Origin of the sequence: Collinsella sp. AM09-41, from assembly GCF_003473245.1 — a bacterium.
Taxonomy (GTDB): Bacteria; Actinomycetota; Coriobacteriia; order Coriobacteriales; family Coriobacteriaceae; genus Collinsella.
In genome coordinates this window covers 95568-116944 of sequence record NZ_QRMJ01000002.1, presented here as the reverse complement: position 1 = coordinate 116944, position 21377 = coordinate 95568, and the positions used below count along the sequence as shown (strand labels likewise).

Here is a 21377-nt window from a genome sequence, read left to right as displayed (position 1 = left end):
TGAATGCCCCACAAGGGTCTTCAGGGATAGAAAAAACGTTTCATCATTGTCGGCTTTAGGTGAATAACTGACCAACCAGAACGGTAGAATAGTGTTTGTCTGAGCGTTGAGACGTTTAGACATCGCGCATTGTCATCGCCGGCAACGCGCAAAACGGTCCTAACGGAGCCAATCGGGTGCTCCGTTATATACGCAAGTCTAAGAGGGGCTTGTTTAGGAGGCACAGTATGGGACGTTTTACCAATCCTCGCGATCTGTACTTTGGTGAGGGCGCTCGCCACGAGGTGAAGAACCTCAAGGGCAAGAAGGCCATCATCGTTTCTGGCGGCAGCTCTATGCGCCGCGGCGGGTTCCTGCAGGACGTCGAGAACGACCTTAAGGAAGGCGGTTTCGAGGTCAAGCTGTTCGAGGGCGTCGAGTCCGACCCGTCCATCGAGACGGTCATGAAGGGCGCCGAGGCCATGCGCGAGTTCGAGCCCGACTGGATTATCGCCATCGGTGGCGGCTCGCCCATCGATGCCGCTAAGGCCATGTGGGTCTTCTACGAGTATCCCGAGGAGTCCTTCGATAACATCATCCAGCCGTTCAGCTTCCCCGAGCTGCGTCAGAAGGCTCATTTCTGCGCCATCTCCTCTACCTCCGGCACCGCTACCGAGGTCACCGCGTTCTCCGTCATTACCGACTACGCCAAGGGCATCAAGTACCCGCTGGCCGACTTCAACATCACCCCTGATGTCGCCATCGTCGACCCCGAGCTCACCTACACCATGCCCGCCAAGCTGTGCGCCCACACCGGCATGGATGCTCTGACCCACTGCATGGAGGCCTACGTTTCCACCTGCGCTTCTATGTTCACCGACGCCAACGCCCTGCACGGCATCCGCGAGATCGTCGAGTGGCTGCCCAAGTCCTATGCTGGCGACCATGAGGCCCGTCAGCACATGCACGAGGCTCAGTGCATCGCCGGTATCGCCTTCTCCTCGGGCCTGCTCGGCATCGTTCACTCCATGGCTCACAAGACCGGTGCTGCCTTCGAGAACGGCCACATCATCCACGGTGCCGCTAACGCCATGTACCTGGGCAAGGTAATCCAGTGGAACTCCAAGGACCCGCGTGCTGCTGAGCGTTACGCTTACGTGGCCAAGGAGATCCTGCACCTTCCCGGCGAGACCAACGAGGAGCTCATCGCTGCGCTCGTCCAGAAGATTCGCGATCTCAACGACCAGCTCAACATTCCGCAGTCCATCAAGGATTACGCGAATGGTGGCGTGAAGGTCGACGCCGAGAACCCGCAGATGGTTTCCGAGGAGGAGTTCCTCGCCAAGCTCCCCGAGATCGCCGCGAACGCCGAGCAGGACGCCTGCACGCCCGAGAACCCGCGTGAGACCAAGGCTGCCGACTTCGAGAAGATCCTCAAGGCCTGCTACTACGACACCGACATCGATTTCTAATCGACTCTTGTTATCGTAACGAGGGGCTCCGCACGTATCTGTACGGAGCCCCTTTCTTTTTTCTTTTAGAGAATGGGATAGTTATGGCTGCAATTTTCAATAGCCCCAGCAAGTACATCCAGGGTCCGGACGAGCTCGCCAAGCTCGGCTCCTATGTCGAGCCGCTCGGCGCTAAGGCCCTCGTCATCGTGACGCCTTCGGGCAAGAAGCGCGTCGGTGCCAAGATCGAGGGCGGTTTTGCCGAGGCTAAGGCCGAGCTGTTGTTTGAGGACTTTAACGGCGAGTGCTCCAAGGGTGAGGTCGATCGCCTGGTCGCGCTCGCTCGCGACAACGGTTGCGACATCATCGTCGGCGTCGGTGGCGGCAAGATCCTCGACACCGCGAAGGCCGTCGCCTATTACCTGGAGTCCCCGGTTATCATTTGTCCCACCATTGCTTCGACCGATGCCCCGTGTTCGGCGCTTTCGGTGCTCTACACCGACGATGGCCAGTTCGATAAATATCTCTTCCTTAAGGCAAACCCCAACATTGTCCTGATGGATACGACGGTTATCGCGGCGAGCCCGGTGCGCCTGACGGTTTCCGGTATGGGCGATGCGCTCGCAACCTACTTTGAGGCCCAGGCGACGCATGATGCCGACGGTGGCACCTGCGCTGGCGGCAAGGGCGGCATGGCCGGTCTGGCGCTCGCCAAGCTTTGCTACGAGACGCTTATGGCCGATGGCGTCAAGGCCAAGGTCGCGCTGGAGAAGGGTGCGCTCACGCCTGCAGTCGAGCATATCATCGAGGCCAATACGCTGCTTTCGGGCATTGGCTTTGAGAGCTCGGGCCTTGCTGCTGCTCATGCCATCCACAATGGCCTGACGATGCTGCCCGAGTGCCACGGCATGTATCACGGCGAGAAGGTCGCCTTTGGCACCATCGTCCAGCTGGTACTCGAGGATGCTCCGACTGAGAAACTCGAGGAAGTCCTGGGCTTCTGCATTGAGCTGGGCCTGCCGGTCACGATGAAGGAGCTTGGCGTTGCCGAGGTTACGCGCGAGCAGGCCATGATTGTTGCCGAGGCCGCGTGCGCGCCCGAGGACACCATGTGCAACATGCCGTTTGAGGTGACGCCCGAGATGGTCGCAAACGCCATTCTGGGTGCAGACGCACTGGGCCACTACTATCTCATGGATGAGTAAATCAAGCAAAAAAGGGGCAAAGCCAGCAGATGGCTTTGCCCCTTTTTTGCTAAGGTGCAAAGGGGTCAGGTTACTTTGCACCAATCGTTGTTTGATGAAGGGTGGATTCTCGTATGGCGCTTCCTATGGTTTACGGCGGTCCCGGCCGGTATGTTCAGGGGCCGGGGGAGCTTTCGCGCCAGGGCAGGTATTTGTCATGGTTGGGCTGCGCTGCCTATGTCTTGTTTGACCAGGGCACCGAGGATCGGCTGTGCAGGCAGATCGTCGATGGATTTCTGGACGAAGATCTAAGCGAGCCGTTCTTTAAGATTTATAACGGTCCGTGTACGGAAGAGGCCGTTGTCAGAATGGCTCAGGAAGCCCAGGCCGAGTATTGCGACATGGTGGTGGGTATTGGCGGTGGCAAGATGCTCGATATCGCCAAGGCAGTAGCGTTTTATGCCGAGTTGCCGTTGTGCGTATGCCCCACGGCGGCTTCGATGGACGGTCCGTGCAGCGCGATTTCGGTTCTGTATCACGAGGATGGGTCGTTCGACCGCTACCTGATGCTCGAGAAAAATCCAGACCTGGTCGTGGTCGATACCAACGTGGTCGCGGCGGCCCCACTGCGTATGACGGTCGCTGGTATGGGCGATGCGCTGGCAACGTACTTTGAGGCGCGTTCGTGTGCCGCGGCGCACGGCACCAACGAGCATGGTGGAACGCCGGGGCACTTGGCCCTGGTCGCGGCACGTGCCTGCTACGATACGCTTATGGAGTGTGGTGTCGCTGCCAAGCGCGATCTAAAAAAGGGCCGTACATCGCCAGCGGTTGAGCGCCTGATCGAGTGCAATATTTTGCTCTCGGGTGTCGGCTTTGAGAGTGGCGGCCTAGCGCTCGCCCATGCTATCGCTAACGGGTTGACGATTCTGCCCGAGTGCAAGGCCATGCACGGCGAGGCCGTAGCGTTTGGCCTGGTGGTGCAGCTGCGCCTGGAGCGTGCGCCCGAGCTTGATCAGGTGCTCGAGTTTTGCCAGCGCGTTGGTCTGCCGACGACGCTCGAGGAGCTGGGCCTTGGCGAGATTTCCGATGCCGATCTGCAGGGTGTTGCAAATGCGGTCTTTAGAAACGAGCGTAATATGGCCAACGAGCAGGCCAAGGTGACCAAACAAAAGCTCGTGCAGCTCATGTGCGAGGCATAGTTTGGCGCTTGATTGACCTTGTGCAATCGAGGCGGCGATAGGCCATGGGCTATTTGCCGCAAAGGTGCTCCGCGTGTAATTTGCTCGAGGCACGGGCCGATGGCGTATCATTATTTCTTGCTTGTTTGCACTGCTCAGGGAGGGGCCGCGCATGGCGCAGGAACACGATCTGTTTGATGACATTATCGAGATCAGCAAGGGTTTCGACTTTCTTAAAAACCCGCTTGGCGGCGTGACCGATGCACTCGATCCGTCGGCTCCGCAGTGGAATCCTGCCGACTACAAGGAGCGTCCGCGCGGCAACACCATTCCGTGCCTGACCTGCAAAAACGAAAAGAGCGGCTGCACCGCGTGCATGGACGTGTGCCCGGTCAACGCTATCGAGGTCGAGGAAGACGCCATCGAGATCCTCGACTCCTGTCGCAAGTGCGGCCTGTGCGCCGCTGCCTGTCCGACCGAGGCGATCATCTCGCCGCGCTTGGCGCCCAAAAACCTGTATGACGACATTGTCTCGGCAGCTACGAGCCACGAGACCGCCTACGTCACCTGCACGCGCGCCCTTAAGCGCATGCCGCGCGAGAACGAGGTCGTCGTTGCCTGCGTGGGCGATATTACGGCCGAGACCTGGTTCTCGGTACTGGCGGACTATCCCAACGTGAGTGTGTACCTGCCGTTGGGCGTGTGCGATAAATGCCGCAACACCGGCGGTGAGGACATTCTGGGCGAGGCAATCGCTACCGCCGAGGAGTGGGCCGGTACGGGCATGGGCCTGGAGGTCGACCCCAAGAGCCTCAAATGTCATAAGCGCCGCGAGTACGAGCGCAAGGAGTACATGGAAAAGATTGCCCGCACCACGGGCCTGACGGTGACCAAGCTCAATCCGGCGACGGCGGCGCTCGCCTCGGTGACGCAGAAGCTCAAGGTTCATCGCCATCAGATTACCCAGCTGGAGCGTACGCTCAACACCATGTGCGGCACCACGACGACCAAGCGTCGCCGTTCGCTCACGCACGGGCGCCAACTGGTGCTCTCGACGTTGCAAAACCACCCTGAGCTTGCCCAGAACATGCAGGTTAGCACGCCGGAATGCGATTTTGACAAGTGCACGTCGTGCGGCGAGTGCGTCAACGTATGCCCCACGTTTGCCTGCGATCTGGTGGGAAGCGGCCGCTTTGCACTGGAATCCACGTATTGCCTGGGTTGCGGAGCCTGCGTCAAGGTGTGCCCCGAGCATGCACTCAAGCTTGTTGAGCACGACGCGTCCAACCTGGTCGTCGTCGATCCCGAGGCCGAGGAAAAGGCCGCCCAGAAGGCTAAGGCCCACGAAGAAGCCCAGAAGGTCAAGGCTGAGGCGAAGGCCAAGCTCGACAAGATGCTCGATCAGGTGGAGAAACTCGCGGACTAGTCAGCGACCCCTATCTCTGCTTCATTCGTGCTGCCGTGGCGTCCGGGTTCGCCCAGATGCTGCGGCGGCGCTATACTTATGCAGTTTGAAATGCTTGTACCAAAAGGAGCTGTCGTGTCCCTTTCCATCGGTATCGTGGGCCTGCCCAACGTGGGCAAGTCGACGCTGTTCACCGCGCTTACCAAAAAGACCGGCCTTGCCGCCAACTACCCGTTTGCCACGATCGACCCCAACGTGGGTATCGTCGATGTGCCCGATAGCCGCCTGCAAAAGCTCGCCGACATCGTTAACCCCGGCCGCATTGTGCCGGCTACGGTCGAGTTTGTCGACATCGCTGGCCTGGTGAAGGGTGCCAACGAGGGCGAGGGCCTGGGCAACCAGTTTTTGGCAAACATCCGCGAGACCGATGCCATCTGCGAGGTCGTGCGCTACTTTAAGGACCCCAACGTCATGCGTGAGGTGGGCCGCACGGGCGAGTTCGTCGATCCCGCCGGTGACGCCGATACCATCATGACCGAGCTCATCCTGGCCGACATGGGCACGCTCGAGAAGCAGCTGCCCAAGCTCGAGAAGGAGGCCAAGCGCGACAAGGAACTCATGCCCAAGTTTGAGGTTGCCAAGCGTCTGCTTGCCTGGCTCAACGAGGGCAAGCGCGCCGCATCCATGGAGATGACCGACGAGGAGCGTGCCGCCGCCAAGGGCCTGTTCCTGCTCACCATGAAGCCCATCCTGTATGTGGCAAACGTGGACGAGGATATGCTCAACGACGATCTGGCGCCCATCGATGGCGTCAAGCCTTTGCCCATCTGCGCCAAGATCGAGGCTGAGCTTTCTGAGCTCGATCCCGAGGATGCGGCCGACTACCTGGAGAGCTTGGGCCTGGAGCAGCCCGGTCTGGACGTGCTCGCGCAGGCAGCCTACAAGCTGCTCGGCCTGCAGTCGTTCTTTACGGCCGGCGAGATGGAGGTCAAGGCCTGGACGGTTCGTCAGGGCGCGACCGCCCCGCAGGCCGCCGGCGTCATCCACACCGACTTTGAGCGCGGCTTTATTAAGGCCGAGGTCATTGGCTACGACGACTACATCGAGCTCGGCGGCGAGCAGGGCGCCAAGGCCGCCGGCAAGCTGCGTATTGAGGGCAAGGACTATGTCATGGCCGATGGCGACGTCGTGCACTTCCGCTTTAACGTGTAAGGACGACGCATATGTTTAAATATGGCAAAAAAGCTGGCTACATGGGTATTGCACTGCTCGTGCTTGCGGTGATTCCGCTGGTGGTCGCAGCGTGCGTTATCCCCAACATTGGTCCCGAGGTGGCAACAAAGTTTAATGCCGCCGGCGAGGCGACGCGCTGGGGCAAGAGCTACGAGTTGCTGGCACTGCCGGTGCTCAACCTGCTGCTGAGCGTGGCGACGTACTTTACGGCGGGACGCCAGGCTAAAAACAATGATGACTCCGCCGCCATGGCGCGCATCGTGTGCGAGCGCTACCTGCGCAACGGTTGCATCACGGGTGTGTTCCTCAACGTGGTCAACGTTTACTTTATGTACTCGGCGATTACCGGAACGGGCTTTGGCCTTGGTTTCTAGCTTGTCCTTTTAGGCAACGAGTCTGCACATATATTCAATGGCTGCTGCGAGGCCGCCGCTCGATCGTGGTTTAAAGACCATGTCGGCGGCGGTCTCGTTTTCGTATCCGGCGCCATGAAGGGCGAGTGCGATGCCGGCTTCTAGAAGGAGCGGCAGGCCGCGTTGGCTGGTTGCGATTACGGCAGCCTGATTGAGCGGGCAGCTGTGCGTTTGGCATTGGATGGCAAGTTCACCTTGCGCTGGGCAAGGGATCAGAACGGCGGCGACGCGACTTGATAGCAATGCAAATGCTGTGCGCTCATCGGGCGAAAGGCATTCGGCTTCAACGACGACGAGCTTGGGCGGTGCGCTGTTTGTGCGAAGCGTGGCTCGGTACATGCGGACCGAAGAACCCGACATAGAAAACTCCTGTGTATTCGGCAAAACGTAAACTATAGTTTACGTTTTTGTTAAAGGCTTTAGCCTGTGCGGGGCGCGCAGCGCGCCGCATCAGAAACCACCCGCTATGCGGGTGGGGACAACCGGCTTTACAAAGCCGCCCCCTCGCCGGACACTTGCGATTGTTCAGGCCGCAAGGAATCCGAGTCGAGAGGGCGGTGGTGGCGTATGGCCCAGAAGGCCTACAGCCTGTCGCACACGAAGTGGATGTGCAAGTACCACGTCGTGTTCACGCCGAAGTATAGGCGCAAAGTCATCTACAACCAAATAAGGTCCGACCTTGGGGAGATCTTCAGGAAGCTCTGCCAGTACAAGGGGATAGAGATCATCGAGGGGCACCTGATGCCCGACCACGTCCACATGCTGCTGGCGATACCGCCGAAGTACAGCGTGTCCAGCGTGATGGGCTATCTGAAGGGGAAAAGCTCGCTGATGGTATTCGACAGGCACGCGAACATGAAGTACAAGTTCGGCAACAGGAAGTTCTGGGCCGAGGGCTACTACGTTTCCACCGTCGGCCTGAACGAGGCGACGATCGCGAAGTACATCCGGGAGCAGGAGAAGGCCGACATCGCGCTCGACCGGCTGAGCGTCAAGGAGTACGAGGACCCCTTCGATAGGGGGCCGGGGCGCAAATAGCGCCGGTTTGACCGGCCCGTCACGGGTCAACCTGCAGTGCGGCCCGAACCCCGTGAGGGCCGGCGCCTTTAGACGCGTGCCGGAAATCCAAGGGTTATACCCTAAGAGCAAACCACCCCTTTTAGGGGTGGTTTTGATTCAGCTCCATTTCAAACTCGGCTGCATGGACGAACGTGCGAAACAGATTCTTGGCAGGCGGGTCGAAGAGACACGCAGGGACCTTGGTATCTCCAAGGTTGATTTTTGTGTGGCGACAGGAATCAGCCGACCCTACCTCGACCGAATCGAAGATGGGACGGCAAATTTCACGCTCAAGGTTCTATTTAAGATCGCACCCGCACTCGGCATGACGGTGTCAGAGCTTCTCGAGGGCATCGAATAGGGGATACTCGTCGACAACTGAATTACGCCATCGGGATGCGGTCGTGGTTGACTTGGCTGTAGAACAGGCGCTGGATCTCGGCGGCATCACGTGACTGGCCGAGTGCCCACATGGTTTTGGCCACGAGCGTCTCGGTTGTCATATCGTCGCCGCGCAGAATGCCCGGATGATCGGCGTAAGCACGGCCGACCTCGTAAACGCCCAGATCGAGGCCCTCTTCGGGGACCTGCGTGGTCATAACGACGGTGCGGCCCGAATCGACCCAGCGGAAAATTGCCTCTTGGAACGACTCGCCCGACTCACCAAACTCGGGGATACCGCCAATGCCAAAGGTCTCCAGAATCACGGCGTCGTAGCTATCGGCAAGGGCGTCGAGGATGCCCGGGTTTACGCCGGGCGTAAGCTTGAGTACAAATACGCGCGGGTCGATGCTGTCGTAGAAACGAACCGGGTTCTCGTTCTGGTGAGTGCCGTGGAGTCCGTTGCGAACGATGCGGTCGTTGCGGATATAGGCAATGGGCGGATAGTTGACGCTAATGAACGCATTAAAGCTCATGGTGCGCTGCTTGCGGGCACGCGTGCCGGCAATGGCTACGCCGCCAAACACGATCGAGACGTCGTGCGAGTGCTCGTCGAGCGCATAGAGCAGGCTCTGGTACAGGTTGAGCTTGGCGTCGGTAAATGGATTGCCCATGGGCTTTTGCGAGCCGGTGAGCACGATGGGCTTGGGGCTGTCCTGAATCAGGTAGGAAAGCGCTGCCGCGGTGTAGCTCATGGTGTCGGTGCCGTGCAGAATCACGAAGCCGTCGTGGTCGGCATAACCCTCGACGATGACGTCGCGGATACGCATCCAGTCGCTCGGGCGCATATTGGTGCTGTCGATGTTCATGGGCTGCACGACGTCGAGCTCGCAGAGGCCCGAGATCTCGGGGACGCTCTGGGCGAGCTCCTCACCGGTCAGGGCGGGGGAGAGGCCGTTGCCGTCCTCGGTCGATGCGATGGTGCCGCCCGTGGCGATGAGAAGGATGCGCTTCATGCTGGTATTCCTATCGTATTTGCCGCCGCAGAGGCGGAGTCGTTCGGCAGTATTGTGGCACAGGGCGTCCAATGTTCAAACGTATTACATCATCTGTAACGTTTGGTAACACTTCAATTGGAGCCAAATAGGGGCCCAGGTCGTGCGTTTGCCGTGCGCTGATGGCTGCGAGGGACGAGAAACCCCATATAACGTGTACACTATGAAAGTTATTTTCGTTCATTCACGCGGGCGGGCACCGGCTCCCCGCCAACAGGAGGGGGAAACCATGGATCAAAAGGCTTCCGCAAAGGTCCTCGTACTCGACTTTGGTGCGCAGTACGGTCAGCTCATTGCCCGTCGCGTCCGCGACCTCAACGTGTATTCCGAGATCGTTCCCTGCGACATCTCGGCCGATGAGATTCGCGAGATGAACGCCTCTGCGCTCATCCTTTCTGGCGGCCCGGCCTCCGTGTACGCCGAGGACGCTCCGTCCATCGACCCCGCCATCTTTGACCTGGGCCTTCCCGTCCTGGGCTTTTGCTACGGTCATCAGATTACGGCCGTGACGCTCGGCGGCAAGGTCGGCCACTCCGAGGTGGGCGAGTACGGCCGCGCTACCATCACGCGTACGGCCGGCGCCAAGCTCTTTAACTCCACGCCTATGGAGCAGACCGTGTGGATGAGCCACCGCGACGCCGTGTCCGAGGTGCCCGAGGGCTTTACCGTTACCGCCAGCACCGACGTGTGCCCGGTTGCCGCCATGGAGTGCGTCGAGCGCAAGATCTTCACCACGCAGTTCCACCCCGAGGTCAAGCACTCCGAGTATGGTCAGCAGCTGCTGAGCAACTTCCTGTTTGAGATCTGCGGCCTGGAGCCCAACTGGAGCATGGACAACCTGGTCGAGACCATGACGGCCGAGTTCCGCGAGAAGGTCGGCGACGACCGCGTGATTCTGGCCCTGTCCGGCGGCGTCGACTCCTCCGTCGTGGCTGCGCTGGGCGCCCGCGCCGTAGGCAAGCAGATGACCTGCGTGTTCATCAACCACGGTCTGCTGCGCAAGGGCGAGCCCGAGCAGGTGGAGGAGGTCTTCACCAAGCAGTTTGACGTCGACTTTATCCACGTCCACGCCGAGGACCGTTATGCCGAGCTTCTGGCCGGCGTGACCGAGCCCGAGGAGAAGCGCCGCATCATCGGTACGCAGTTCTGGAAAGAGTTCTTCGCGGTTGCTCAGCAGCTTGAGACCGATGGTAAACCCGTGAAGTACCTGGCTCAGGGCACCATCTACCCCGACATCATCGAGTCCGGCGCTCGCAAGACGGGCGGCAAGACGGCCACCATCAAGAGCCATCACAACCTGATCCCGTTCCCCGAGGGCGTGCACTTCGACCTCATTGAGCCGCTCGACCACTTCTTTAAGGACGAGGTCCGCGCGCTTGGTCTGGCGCTGGGTCTGCCGGGTCACATCGTGTTCCGTCAGCCTTTCCCGGGCCCGGGTCTTGCCATCCGCATCATCGGTGCGGTCGACAAGGAGAAGCTCGAGATCCTCAAGAACGCCGACGCTATCGTGCGCGAGGAGCTCGACGCCTACAACCAGCGCCTGTTTGAGCAGACCGGCGAGCGCAACTCCGAGCACAGCTGCTGGCAGTACTTTGCGGTCCTGCCCGACATCAAGTCCGTCGGCGTTATGGGTGACGAGCGCACTTACCAGCGCCCGATCATCCTGCGTGCCGTCGAGTCCAGCGATGCCATGACCGCCGACTGGGCCAAGCTGCCCTACGACGTCCTGGCTCGCATCTCCGGCCGCATCGTTGCCGAGGTCCCTGGCGCCAACCGCGTCTGCTACGACATTACGTCCAAGCCGCCCGCGACCATCGAGTGGGAATAGAAAATTCCTTAGTTATGGGGGTATTAATTTGATTTCCTTTAGGATACACCCCCATAACTATATGAATTGACCTGCTGACTCCAATGAAGATTGGAGGGTAACGGCCAGGGGTGACGGCCCAGCGAGTGTTATTTTGCGAGCTATGCGCGTTGAAAGCGACCTTTCGTGGTATAAACTATTTGCCGGAAGCCGCGGCTTTCAGAGTACGGCTTACGTGTACGTTTAACCTCCGTGGGCGACGGGGTGCCGCAAGGCGTAGAATATCGCCCATCTGTAGGGGTCTGCAGCGATGCGGGCCCCGCTTCGTATGAAGGGGGCGTAGCCGATGAAGATCGTATCCATCCCCAGGATTTCTTCGACCTCGTCGAGGGCGAACGCGAGCTCATGCTTAAGCACAATCGCCCCTGCATCGTGGTGGTGAGGCTGCGTTTCCGCGGGAAGCGCAGGGACTTCGCCGTGCCGCTGCATTCCAACATCGCCCCCAACGTGCCCAAAGACCAGTACTTTGCGTTGCCACCCCGCCCCACGACGCGCCCCGGCTGTCGCCACGGCATCCACTACATCAAGATGTTCCCCATAACCAAGTCCTACCAGCGCCGCTTCAGGACCGAGGGCTCGGCCTACTACGAGACGCTCCAGCGCATCATCGACGGCAACACCAAGCGCATTGTCTCCGAGTGCCAGGCGTACCTCGACCGCTACGAGCGCGAGGGAAGGCCCCACTTCGCCGTCGACATCGACCGTATCGTGGGGCTGCTGGAGGGCGAGAAGTAGGGCACTTCGGCTCAGTCTCGAGCCATGTGGAGTCGCTCCGCATTTTTGAACGCCGCGTGTGCGTCCCAAATACTTGAGAAACAAGCTGTGAAGTGCAGTGGCTCGCCCGTGCCCGTGCATAGCCGTCACCTTTAGCGTCTACGCGGCGTCGGCTTCAAGTGGAACTGGCCCCACTGCTGTATATGGTTTGCCTTGCTGCACATGGCGATCAATGCCCACGATGCTTCTGCTTGCGCTTCAGCTTTCGCTGCTCGAAGCGCGCCTCCGCCTCATCCGCGCGACGCTGGCTTCTTGCTCGAGCCGACTCCCGCTTCATCGCTTCCCGCTGTGCTGCGAGCGCCTGTTGTGCCTTGGTGCTCACCGCGGGCCGCTTAAGGGCTTTCGCTGCCTCGCGAGCGCGTCGCTTGGGATTCTTCGCGGGCTTGCTTGTTTCCGTGGCCTCGTCGCCGAAGAACGTGAGCTTCGCCCATTTGCTTGTAATGAATTGCAGGATTTCCTCGTTGGACGGCTCTGTGCCGAAGACGATGCGGGCGACGCCGTATCTGCCGTCCTCGACATGCTCCGCCAGCCCGACCCAGAATTGGCCGTCGTGATATACGGTCAGAGTGGACGACGCGCTGATCTGCATGGCTGGTTCCTCCTTTATGTAGATGACCATGCAGAGAAGGGACAACCAAGGAGGCAGGTTACTGATGCGGACTCCCGCACGCCCACGACTACCCGACGGGGACTGTGTTTTCATCTCTGGTGCCCGCATTGTAGCACGCGCGGATTTACGGTGTTGATTGCCGGCGCCTAGACGGGGATGAAGGCGGTTCGATCCAGGTCAAGCCGGTCGCCCGTTCATGAAGCGGCCGATGGCCGCGTTCATGAACGGGCGTCTGATTCCCTGAAAAATAATAGGCACCCATGAGGACACCTACAGGCTATCTTCGAACTACTTGGTTTGGGGCAGACGGAGGAAAAAAATAGGGCAGAACCGCTCTCACGATCCCGCCCCGCAAACCCGAGGGTTTCTAACTGGCTCCATTATTCCGGGCCTCTCAGTTCTGTCATTGACCCAGGTATCACCCGTCTCCTATAGCGAGTGAATATAAAAATAGGGCAGAGTCGCTTGCGCAAGTCCGCCCCTAAAACCGTGAAGGTTTTGCTATCTGCAGGCTATTCTACCAACCCGAGCGATTCTGTCAACCTGCGAAGGAACTCGAGCGCGGAGCGAGCTGCGGCGTCGGGCCCCTTGTCGGGCAGCGCCTCGGTTTCGCCGTCGGCCCTGGCGAACATCCCGGCGAGCTCGGATGCGGCGCGCGAGCGCGAGGAGCCCTCGGGTACCAAGCCGGAGTGCGCCACGAGCACGGTCGCGACCTCCTGCATGGCCGTGTTCCCCATCCACTTCCTCCTGGTCGCCTTGGGAATTCCCACGGCGGCGACCCTTCGGGAGACGCCGCTGGACGCCGAGCCCCGGGCGGCGCCCCTCTCGGCGAAGCAGTTGATCAGGCACGAGCCGTGCGCGGCGCAGTTGCGGACGGACTTCACGCGCTTGAGGTCGTAGTGGGAGGCCTCGAGGCGCCTGTCGCCCCATCGCCTGGCGCAGAAGCGCACGAAGTCGATGAGGGTGCCGAACGAGGTGAGCTCAAGGAAGGCCCAGGCAGGCATGTCGCCGGAGTACTTCGCGTAGAGGCTCGAGCTGTAGGGGCTGCGGCCGCTCATCTTGAGCTCGCGCAGGCGGTACTCCCTGTTTGCAGTGGTAAGCGATGCCATGTAGTCGGCCACGATGGCGTAGCCGTCCTCTCCGCGGTCCTCCATCTCGCGAAGCAGTGTCACCTTCTGGAAATGCTCGATGTCGAGCGTCATGCCGAGCAGGGCGTGGCGCAGCTCCTGGTCGAGCGCCGCGAGCAGGCGCAGCTGGCCGAAGTCGAGGTCTACGTAGCGGCCGTCGCGCGGGCCTCCCTCGTATTTCGAGAAGAGTTTGCGGTAGGATGCGAGCTTGAAGAAGTTGCACTTGTCGCGCAGGTAGTCCGCGGCCTCTTCCTCGGAACACAGCTCGAAGGCTACGCCCTTCTGCTTGAGGTGCTCTATCTGCTGCTCGATCGTGAGGATCGGCTTCCTATCGTGGGGTTCGGCCATGCTCGGTCTCCTGTCATAAAAAGTATTGCCTATTTTACCAGCATGTTCTCGACATTCGATGGAGGCCTCATCGTCGACTCATGGGCAAGCCGCCTGATACGACTCCCTTTCCCTGTCAGCAGCGCAGTCGCCTGACCTGCGGCTTTGGAATCGCGTTGGAAGCCGCCCGCGACCAATCATTTGCAGTTGTTGCGAGTGGCTTGCGCGTGATGCTGCGGTTGAGTTTCAGAAACGGGCGATTCCGCCCAATCGGGCACCCGAATCACGGCCGGAAGCTCCTTTGGGACAAAAACAAAAACTCAATGCCCTGAGTTTGGAAAAAGTTTTTGAGGTTGTCCCAACTTTTGTCCCCGAAGCCGACGAAACGCGACATCGCGGCATTCGGCGGCACGCGTTCCATGTCGATGCCGAAAACTGGATGCAACTGGAATGACGGGACGACAGAACCAAAGCCATCGAGTGGGAGTAGGACGACAGGGTTCTGACCTGCGATTTTGAGTGCCGCACTATGCCGCTGAGTTTCGTTTCGTACGAGAGTCATGACAAAGCCACCAGCGACGGAGATGAGTAAAAGCGATTAAAGAGCCTCCGTTCCCTGCGTTGGGACGGAGGCTCTTTCTTTGCCGTTTTACTCCCTTGTCTCCGTTCGGGGATTATTTCCTGCTCATTTAGGGCTATTCGCGCTGAAAGATTTTGACTAGCTTGGTGTCCTTTATTTCGTAGACAATGTCTGCGACGTTCTCGACCAGCCTCTTATCGTGGGAGACGAACACTATCGTTCCGGCATAGGCGCTCATCATCTGCTCGAGGGCTTCGGCGCTCTTGATGTCCAGGTAATTTCCAGGCTCGTCCATGAGCAAGATGTTGTATCTGCCCAGCAGCATCTTCGCGAGTAGCAGCTTGATGACTTCGCCTCCCGAGAGAACGCCAACGTCCTTTGTCAGGTCGCGCGGTCCGATTCCCATAGAGGCGAGGATGCCTCGAATTTCGGTCATGCTGTACTCGCAACCATTCTGCATGAACGAGATCACAGACTGGCGGGCGTCGAACTTGTAACCTGTCTGTTCGAAGTAGCCGATCTCTGCTTTGGGAGAGATGTTGATACCGTCGGCGCGTCGAACGATTGCCTTCAGCAGGCTGGTCTTTCCTGTGCCGTTGCCACCGGTGATGGCCACTTTGGCACCGAGCGGTATCTCGAATTTCGCGTGGTCATAGAGCACGCAGTTGCCGAAGCTCAAGCTGAAATCATCTGCCGAGATGGGAAATTTGCTGTGCAGTTCCAGGGCCTTGCTCTGGCGGAAGCGCACGGCGCGAATGCTATCTGGGGCCTCGATCCCTTCGAGCGCTTCGAGGCGCTTCTCCATGTTCTTAGCTGCCTGATGCATTTTCTTCTGCTTGGTGCCGGTTGTTTTCTGATGCCCCAAGCGACCTGCATACTCGTTGCTTTTTTTCGCACCCTTCCGCTTGGCGTCGACCTGCCGTGCTTTTTTCCGCTGTTTTTCGATGGCGGCTTCGAGGCGATCGCGCTCGCGCATCGCCTCTTCGTATCGAGTCGCCTGAGCTTTGCGCTCTTCTTCTTTCTGTCGCAGATAGTCGGAGTAGTCACCCCAGAATTCGGAAATACCGCCGTCTTTGAGCTCCCAGATCTTGTCTACCACCTGGTCGAGAAAATGACGGTCATGGCTCACGATGAGCAGGGCCCCATCAAATGCCTTGAGCTGTCCGACGAGAAGGCGGATGCCGTCTTGGTCGAGGTGGCTCGTAGGCTCGTCGGCGAAGATCGCGCTTGCATGCTGGGAGAGCGCAGAGGCAATCTTGGCGCGTGTTTCCTCCCCGCCGCTCATCGTCTCCTGCGCCACTTCGGCGACGTTGAGACGGGAGAGCATCTCGCCGTTGTCCTGAGCCGCATCAAGGTCGAGTTCGTCGAGCTGGCCGATGAGGGCAATGCTGCCGAAGCGCCTGACGTCGGCGTCCGCAATGGTTAGATTGCCGCTCAGGATTTTTAGCAGGCTGGTTTTGCCTGCACCGTTGTCTCCTACCAAGCCGATGCGATCGTAGGGGTAGATTTCCAATTCTTCGATGTCCAGAATATCGCGGCCGGCATATTCCAAAAAGATGTCTTTAGCTTTGACTATGAGTTCCATAAGTTGAACCACCTTTTGTGTATTGTCGTTTTCTGGAAGCGCAGCCATGCCAATAAAGAATCGCTCACGTCGATTTTTCGCCTTTGCCCGATTGCCGGCGTGAGCGTTTTGGCCTTGCGCAAGCCGGCAAATCCGAAAATGATAGTTGGCGGCGAATAAGGAGCGCGATGTGGGATGTCGGCGCAATACCTCGTCGTCGCAAGGGCTTGAAGGCTGACGCGCGAACCGATGGCTGCCGCCTCTTTTTTCGAATGCTTGGGCTATTGAATCTGCCCGGAATCTTTTTTCCCCACGTTTCGGACGCTTGGAGCGAGAAGCATCGCCAACGCAAGCAGTGTCATGGTCGCTCCAGAACCGACGGACCACAACGGAGCTCCGAGCAGGTGCGCAAAAACGGAGGGGGCTGCGAGGCCCATGGGCATGGCCCACGCCATAATGGTTCCATAGAGACCAAAAACGCGGCCTAGGTACTCAGGAGGTATCTGCTCCTGCATAAGGGCAGTCTGGGTTCCCGCGTACAGCGGGGAGCATGCGCCCATAAGAAAGCTCGCCGGTAGGAAAGCGGCGAACAGCGACGGGCCGAGCAATCCGGATGCGATTGCGACGACGCCGAAGCCGGCGATTGCGGCGACCATGGTGAGCGACCTATTGCGGAACCCTCCCGTGGCCGCCAAAATGCCGGACCCAGCCAGCATGCCTGCGGAGAAAAGGACCTCCACCAAAGCAGCATCCCCCGTGCTACCGCCAAAATGTCCCAAGGTCATTATTGGGAACAATGCCGCGAGTGGGGAGAACGCGAAAGCGAAGACGAACCCGCACCAAAGAATGGCGAACAGCCCCCTGTATCCCCTGATCAGCTTGTAGCCGTCCGAAATCTCAGAGAAAAGTTCTCGAACTTTATTGGAAAAGGACGAGCTGCGGTCGGCTTCGTCGAGTCCTCCTGCGTCTATCTGAGCGGCGAGGACAGCTAGAGAAGCGAAAAGCGCCCCCAGCACGTCGAGGGCAATCATGGCGGTAATGCCCGCCACAGGATAAATCACTGCCGCGAGCGCGGCGCCAAGAATGTATCCGGCGGACTGAATCGCTTGCATCACTCCCGATAGGCGAACGAGATGCTCTGGCGGGGCGAGATGGGGCGTGAGGGATTGGGAGGCCGGCTTGTAGAACGAAGTGCCAGCTGCGCGGAGAAACAGGGCGATGAGTATTGACCACGCAGGTAAGCTGCCGGCCAACGAGGCAATCGCCAAGGCGGCGCCCACCGCGGCAACGAAGAGGTCGGCGCCGATGAGAACACGTTTCAAAGGCAGTCTGTCGACAACGGCGCCCGCAAGGACTCCGAACAAAGCAATCGGCAGAAAGCCTGCTAACGATGCCAGGGAGAGGAGGGAAGATGATCCTGTCGTGAGGGCGATATGCCAAATGAGACCCATTTGGAGAATCGAGCTCGTCAATGTCGACACGAGCTCCCCGCCCCATACGAAACAAATCTTAAATTGCCATGAATGGCACAGCGAAACAGACCTGCGCCGAGAGGTTTCAAACATCATGGTTATGTCCAATCGTGGAATGGCGTGCAAAACAGCGCGACGCCATAACAGCGCCGCTTTTTAGGCGCTCATCCACGTGCGGAAAAGACCAACCACGACACCCCTCCTTCGCTGACTCAGTTCGGCAAACCACGCAATTTTAAGGAGGCTGAAGCTCGTTTGTCAAGGATTGCCTGTCGGCAAGGACAATCCTTTCTGGCCATTCGATCCCTTTTGTATCTTTGGTTGCGTAGGTGACCCGCCAGGGCTATTACGCGTGGAAGAGGCGCCTGCCGAGCTGGCCGATGAGGCGCTGAAGATGGCCCTGGTCAGGCGAAACGATCCCAAGGGATGCGTACATCATTCGGATAGTAAGAATGTTGCCAGCAGGTTTTGCGGCAACCGCAAAGGAGCCGTATCCTGCAGCTGGAATCACGTTGCAGCATCCTGACCCGCATTCCGATTGGCGGACGGCCCGCTTCGGCATCCTGACCAGCACAGCGATCGAGCCTTGTCATTCCTTGGATATGCCGGTTGCTCGGGGCGGTCCCGACGGAGGCCCTCGCCTCCCCGGTCCGTGACCCAAGAAGGGCAAGCATGCTGATCTGCATGGCTGGTTCCTCCTTTATGTAGACGACCATGCAAAGAAGGGACAACCGAGGAGGCAGGTTACTGATGCGGGCTCCCGCACGCCCATGACTACCCGACGGGCTTTTTTTCATCTCCGATGCCCGCATTGCAGCATGAACGAATGTGCCTCGACATCTCTGCTGGCATGGTACGACTGGGATCGCACCTCGACGCATCCTTGCGCATACTGCCTTCCAGGTTTCGAAACCGGGAAGGAGAGTGTATGTGAGCGACGATATCGGCGCCGATTCGACGCTCGAGAGGGGGATTGCGCCGATTCTATCCATCGGGGATGCATTCCCGAAGATTCTCATCACTCGCACGAGGCATGAGCCCCATACCCGGGAGGGCGTGCTCGTGCTGAATTTCGCGAGGTGGCTGCTTGGCGGGTAGGGTTCTGAACGTCGCATTGGGATATCGCGCGACAGGGCACGCAGGGCTGTTTGTGCCCGCACGGGAAACGCCGTCGCCATGCGGGCGGCCTGTCGTGTCCGATTAGCCTTTTGCTAAACAGGCTTACGCCAACTCATGGGCAAGCCACCTGAGACTATTCACCTTGCTTATCGTTGACAAAGACCTGTGGCCTGCGGTTTTGTGAACGGCTCGTAAGCCACCCGCGTCGACTCACTTACTGTTGAAGCTGGTGGCTTGCAGGCTCAAAGGCGGTTGAGTTTCAAAACGGGCGTTTTCGGCGATATCGAGCCTCCAAAGGCGGCTCTCCGTGCCCCTTGGGACAAAAATAAAAACTCAAAGCCCTGAGTTTGAAAAAAGTTTTTTGAGGTTGTCCCAACTTTTGTCCCCGAAGCCGACGAAACGCGACATCGCGTCATTCGGCGGCACGCGTTCCGTGTCGATGCCGAAAACTGGGTGTAACTGGAATGACGGGACGGCAGAACCGACGCCATCGAGTGGGAGTAGCCGAGGGTCTAAAACGGCACGTCACAAAAGGTAGTGAATAGCAATGAAGCCCCAGGTAGAATTGGCTATCTGGGGCTTCTTCATGTAACGCCGCGATGCGCTCCATAACGCTCTATTTGGGGAATTTAGTTCAGGCAATGAAGACGGGCGCATGAACGCAGAAAGGACGGCACGAGGCCCACTTGAATCCACGGCACTCATCCGCATTATCGTTGCCCCAATGTCCTCTGCATCAAGCGAGGTCGGCGGTTAAGTAACGGCTCGGCGAGTGTTATTTTGAGAGCTACACGCATCTAAGGCGAGTTTTCGTGGTAAAAACTACTTGCCGGAAGCCGCGGCTTTCAGAGTACGGCTTACGTGCACGTTTAACCTCCGTGGGCGACGGGGTGCCGCAAGGCGTAGAGTATCGCTCACCTGTAGGGGCAGCGCCGCTTCAGGACCGAGGGCTCGGCCTACTACGAGACGCTCCAGCACATCATCGACGGCAACACCAAGCGCATTGTCTCCGAGTGCCAGGCATACCTCGATCGCTACGAGCGCGAGGGAAGGCCTCGCTTTGCCGTCGACATCGACCGTATCGTGGGGCTGCTGGAGGGCGAGAAGTAGGGCACCTCGGCTCAGTCTCGAGCCATGCGGAGTCGCTCCGCATTTTTGAACGCCGCGCGCCCCAAATACCCGAGAAACAGGCCATGAGGTGCGGCGGCGCACTCGTGCCTGCGCGCAGCCATCTCCATCAGCGTCTACGGTGCGCTACAACATCGCGGGCAAACCGCCTGACAAGCCGAGCATTCTGATCGTTCCGTCTATGAGCTACGTTGCCGTGCGGGGCAAGGGCGATCCCAATGCCGAAGGCGGCGCGTAGCAGAGCGCGTTGCCGCTGCTCTACGGCGTTGCCTATGCCATCAAGAGGTCGAAGAAGGGCCTGCGGGAAATCGAAGGCTATTTCGACTTCGTCGTGCCGCCGCTCGAGGGCTTCTGGTGGCAAGACCGCGCCGATGGCGAGATCGATTACACGAGGAAAGACGACTTCAACTTTATCTCGTGCATCCGCCTGCCCGATTTCGTCACTTGCGATAGTTAGTGGTCGGGGACGTTCTTTAACGACTAGTCATTTAAGAACGATCCCAATGACTATGCTGCTTGCCTTCGTTATCTGACGACCTGGACGGCAAGTGCGCTCAACTGGATAAGAAAAAGCCGGGGAAAACGTCCCTGGCACTTGGAAGCCTTGCTTGCGGAAAACCAATTATTTTTAAATCATGGGCTGTGCGAAAAGGCTAGTACATGAAACGATCGCTCCAATGGCGAAGCCCCAGCCTGCGCGCCAGCCCATAGGCAAGCCACCTGAGACCACTCACTTTGCTCACCGCTGACGAAGACTTGCGACCTGGGGTTTGCGAGCTGCTCGCAGAACCCATGTTGCATATCAAGCTTTAGACTGACTCAGCCAATCACTTCTCGTCAGGCAAGTGATCTGTTCTGTACGGATGTCGCCCATCAGCTCGCAGCAGACGTCCTTGCGGGTGTGGTGCCAAACAAAGCCGCATTTTTCCTGAACGCGTTTCGATTTCTCGTTCCCGTCGAAATACCCGCACCAGATTTTGTCCAGTTTCAAGTCCTCGAAACCATGGCGGACGAGCTCTCGAACCGCCTCCGGTATCAGCCCCTTGCCCCAGAACGGGACACCGATCCAGTAGCCTATTTCTCCCTCAGTGTCCGGAATCTCCTTGTCGGACCGCGCGCCAATCATCAACCCTATGCTTCCGATGGCCCTGTTGTCTTCCTTCAGGCAAACGGCGTACGTCTCCGGCGCGGAAAACACGGTGCGGATGATTTCGGCGCTGTCGTCAACGCTCGAGTGAGGCGGCCAGCCGGCAATCGGCCCCACCCTGTCGTCCTTCGCGTATCTGTACAGGTCCTCTGCGTCCGTTTCGGCCCACGGGCGCAGTATCAGCCGCTCGGTTGCCAGTTGCATATCCATCTCCATCGACCACTTTCGATTGATGCTCAGTGCCCATTGTATTCGCTACGTTTAAACTCGGCACAGGGGATACTGGTTTTCCGTGCGAAAACGCTCATGCCGCCAAATTGA

The 21377-nt window shown here is 59.0% G+C and carries 19 protein-coding genes; 12 read left to right on the top strand and 7 right to left on the bottom strand.

Going from position 1 to position 21377, the window contains the following annotated elements; translation table 11 throughout:
- The first annotated feature begins 227 nt into the window (after positions 1–227).
- From DW112_RS03580 to DW112_RS03555, 6 genes are all read left to right on the top strand, one after another.
- Complete coding sequence (locus tag DW112_RS03580) at positions 228–1451, top strand: iron-containing alcohol dehydrogenase (RefSeq protein ID WP_006234677.1); 1224 nt, start codon at positions 228–230, stop codon at positions 1449–1451.
- 83 nt (positions 1452–1534) lie between these two features.
- Positions 1535–2635 carry a glycerol dehydrogenase gene (locus DW112_RS03575; RefSeq protein WP_118328342.1) on the top strand — a complete coding sequence of 367 codons (1101 nt, stop codon included), beginning with the start codon at positions 1535–1537 and terminating at the stop codon, positions 2633–2635.
- A gap of 113 nt (positions 2636–2748) precedes the next feature.
- Positions 2749–3816, top strand: coding sequence for a glycerol dehydrogenase (locus DW112_RS03570; RefSeq protein ID WP_118328341.1), 1068 nt, complete (start codon positions 2749–2751; stop codon positions 3814–3816).
- Between the two features lie 151 nt (positions 3817–3967).
- A complete protein-coding gene (locus DW112_RS03565; protein ID WP_118328340.1) occupies positions 3968–5221 on the top strand; it encodes a 4Fe-4S binding protein in 1254 nt (417 codons plus the stop codon).
- A 114-nt stretch (positions 5222–5335) separates the two neighbouring features.
- Complete coding sequence (gene ychF / locus DW112_RS03560) at positions 5336–6412, top strand: redox-regulated ATPase YchF (protein WP_035136922.1); 1077 nt, start codon at positions 5336–5338, stop codon at positions 6410–6412.
- Positions 6413–6453: 41 nt separating this feature from the next.
- The gene (locus DW112_RS03555) at positions 6454–6807 is read left to right on the top strand and encodes a DUF1648 domain-containing protein (RefSeq protein ID WP_233545854.1); all 354 of its coding nucleotides are present in this window, start codon (positions 6454–6456) and stop codon (positions 6805–6807) included.
- A 9-nt stretch (positions 6808–6816) separates the two neighbouring features.
- On the opposite strand, the gene DW112_RS03550 is transcribed toward DW112_RS03555, so the two are convergent.
- Entirely contained in the window at positions 6817–7206 is a 390-nt protein-coding gene (locus tag DW112_RS03550) for a hypothetical protein (RefSeq protein WP_118328339.1), read from the bottom strand.
- Between the two features lie 207 nt (positions 7207–7413).
- Between DW112_RS03550 and tnpA the strand changes: the two genes are divergently transcribed.
- The gene (gene tnpA, locus DW112_RS03545) at positions 7414–7884 is read left to right on the top strand and encodes an IS200/IS605 family transposase (RefSeq protein ID WP_117734320.1); all 471 of its coding nucleotides are present in this window, start codon (positions 7414–7416) and stop codon (positions 7882–7884) included.
- A 133-nt stretch (positions 7885–8017) separates the two neighbouring features.
- Positions 8018–8266 carry a helix-turn-helix domain-containing protein gene (locus tag DW112_RS03540; protein WP_118328338.1) on the top strand — a complete coding sequence of 83 codons (249 nt, stop codon included), beginning with the start codon at positions 8018–8020 and terminating at the stop codon, positions 8264–8266.
- 22 nt (positions 8267–8288) lie between these two features.
- On the opposite strand, the gene DW112_RS03535 is transcribed toward DW112_RS03540, so the two are convergent.
- The gene (locus DW112_RS03535) at positions 8289–9302 is read right to left on the bottom strand and encodes an asparaginase (RefSeq protein ID WP_117786451.1); all 1014 of its coding nucleotides are present in this window, start codon (positions 9300–9302) and stop codon (positions 8289–8291) included.
- Positions 9303–9570: 268 nt separating this feature from the next.
- Here DW112_RS03535 and guaA point away from each other — a divergent pair, with 268 nt between their 5' ends.
- Both guaA and DW112_RS09865 read left to right on the top strand, forming a co-directional pair.
- Entirely contained in the window at positions 9571–11169 is a 1599-nt protein-coding gene (gene guaA, locus DW112_RS03530) for a glutamine-hydrolyzing GMP synthase (protein ID WP_035136929.1), read from the top strand.
- A gap of 384 nt (positions 11170–11553) precedes the next feature.
- Entirely contained in the window at positions 11554–11943 is a 390-nt protein-coding gene (locus DW112_RS09865) for a hypothetical protein (protein ID WP_158571724.1), read from the top strand.
- 208 nt (positions 11944–12151) lie between these two features.
- On the opposite strand, the gene DW112_RS03520 is transcribed toward DW112_RS09865, so the two are convergent.
- The 4 genes from DW112_RS03520 to DW112_RS03495 all read right to left on the bottom strand — a co-directional run bounded on the left by DW112_RS03520 (position 12152) and on the right by DW112_RS03495 (position 17758).
- Positions 12152–12571 carry a YjdF family protein gene (locus tag DW112_RS03520; RefSeq protein WP_118328337.1) on the bottom strand — a complete coding sequence of 140 codons (420 nt, stop codon included), beginning with the start codon at positions 12569–12571 and terminating at the stop codon, positions 12152–12154.
- A 533-nt stretch (positions 12572–13104) separates the two neighbouring features.
- Complete coding sequence (locus DW112_RS03510; RefSeq protein ID WP_117628874.1) at positions 13105–14067, bottom strand: Abi family protein; 963 nt, start codon at positions 14065–14067, stop codon at positions 13105–13107.
- Between the two features lie 674 nt (positions 14068–14741).
- The gene (abc-f, locus tag DW112_RS03500; RefSeq protein ID WP_117629050.1) at positions 14742–16211 is read right to left on the bottom strand and encodes a ribosomal protection-like ABC-F family protein; all 1470 of its coding nucleotides are present in this window, start codon (positions 16209–16211) and stop codon (positions 14742–14744) included.
- 260 nt (positions 16212–16471) lie between these two features.
- A complete protein-coding gene (locus DW112_RS03495) occupies positions 16472–17758 on the bottom strand; it encodes an MFS transporter (RefSeq protein ID WP_117628872.1) in 1287 nt (428 codons plus the stop codon).
- A gap of 834 nt (positions 17759–18592) precedes the next feature.
- Between DW112_RS03495 and DW112_RS09940 the strand changes: the two genes are divergently transcribed.
- A complete protein-coding gene (locus DW112_RS09940; RefSeq protein WP_158571723.1) occupies positions 18593–18760 on the top strand; it encodes a hypothetical protein in 168 nt (55 codons plus the stop codon).
- 1396 nt (positions 18761–20156) lie between these two features.
- Positions 20157–20366: a hypothetical protein gene (locus tag DW112_RS10060; RefSeq protein WP_233505628.1), complete on the top strand. Its 210-nt coding sequence runs from the start codon at positions 20157–20159 to the stop codon at positions 20364–20366.
- 345 nt (positions 20367–20711) lie between these two features.
- Here the strand turns inward: DW112_RS10060 and DW112_RS03480 are convergent, their stop codons facing one another.
- Positions 20712–21272 carry a GNAT family N-acetyltransferase gene (locus tag DW112_RS03480; protein WP_233545853.1) on the bottom strand — a complete coding sequence of 187 codons (561 nt, stop codon included), beginning with the start codon at positions 21270–21272 and terminating at the stop codon, positions 20712–20714.
- Between the last annotated feature and the right edge of the window lie 105 nt (positions 21273–21377).